This is a genomic window from Ligilactobacillus equi DSM 15833 = JCM 10991 (genome assembly GCF_001435735.1).
Classification (GTDB): domain Bacteria; phylum Bacillota; class Bacilli; order Lactobacillales; family Lactobacillaceae; genus Ligilactobacillus; species Ligilactobacillus equi.
In genome coordinates, this window is sequence record NZ_AZFH01000184.1 from 1 (window position 1) to 1,185 (window position 1,185).

1 protein-coding gene is annotated in these 1,185 nt (G+C 41.2%); it reads left to right on the forward strand.

Going from position 1 to position 1,185, the window contains the following annotated elements:
* A partial coding sequence (locus FC36_RS10050) for a Rib/alpha-like domain-containing protein (protein WP_156409581.1) occupies nt 1–1,185 on the forward strand: 1,185 nt, incomplete at both ends.

Below are 1,185 nucleotides of genomic sequence, written 5' to 3' on the forward strand. Positions count from 1 at the left end.
CCAAGGATGATGTAACCACAGGTTTAGGTCAAACTCCAACAGCTGAATCAGTAATTAGCAATGCATCTGACTTACCAGCGGATACCACATACGCCTGGACAAGCACTCCAGATGTATCTAAAGCAGGTGTTACAAGTGGTGTAGTAGTAGTGACATATCCAGATGGCACAACACAAACTGTAGATATTCCTAATATCGTTGTAACTCCTACTACATCAACTTCATATGAAGGAATAACAATTTCAGCTGGTGAGACAGCATCTATAACACCACAAATTATTGGTGATCAAGAAGAAATTGTAGGATATGTTTTAGCTGAAGGTGCTCCAGAATGGGCAACAATTAATGAAACTGGTGAAATTAAGTTTAGTCCTAATGTAGATGTCAAGGGACAAGAATATCATATTTCTGTTGAAGTTGCACATGCTAATAACGCAACAAAAGAAATTGTACCGATTACTATTACGATTAGTAACGATGCCAAGAATTATCCAGTAAGTTATGATAATGTTAACGTTAAGGTTAATGAAACTGTTACTGCGACTGCAAAGGTGTCAGATGCAAATGTAGTTGATAGTTACGAATTAGTTGATAATTCTGATGATTGGATTACCATTAATCAAACAACCGGTGAATTGTCTATCAAGCCAACCAATAAAAATGAAGTTGGTGATAAAGTAGTTAAGGTTAAAGTTGTATACAAAGATAAGACAACGGCAGAAGTTCCTGTAGCTGTAACTATTTTGTCAAATGAACCAATCAACGATAATGCCAATACCGGATCAAGCAACGACACAACCATAGAACCAAGTGTCGATAACACGAATACCGGGTCTGACAACGGTGCAACGGAAGAACCAAATGGTGACAACACGAACCCTGGATCTGACAACGGTGCAACAGAAGAACCAAGTGTCGATAACACGAATACCGGGTCTGACAACGGTGCAACGGAAGAACCAAGTGGTGACAACACGAATACCGGATCTGACAACGGTGCAACGGAAGAACCAAGTGGTGACAACACGAACCCTGGATCTGACAACGGTGCAACGGAAGAACCAAGTGGTGACAACACGAACCCTGGATCTGGCAACGGTGCAACAGAAGAACCAAGTGTCGATAACAGGAATACCGGGTCTGACAACGGTGCAACGGAAGAACCAAGTGGTGACAACACGAATA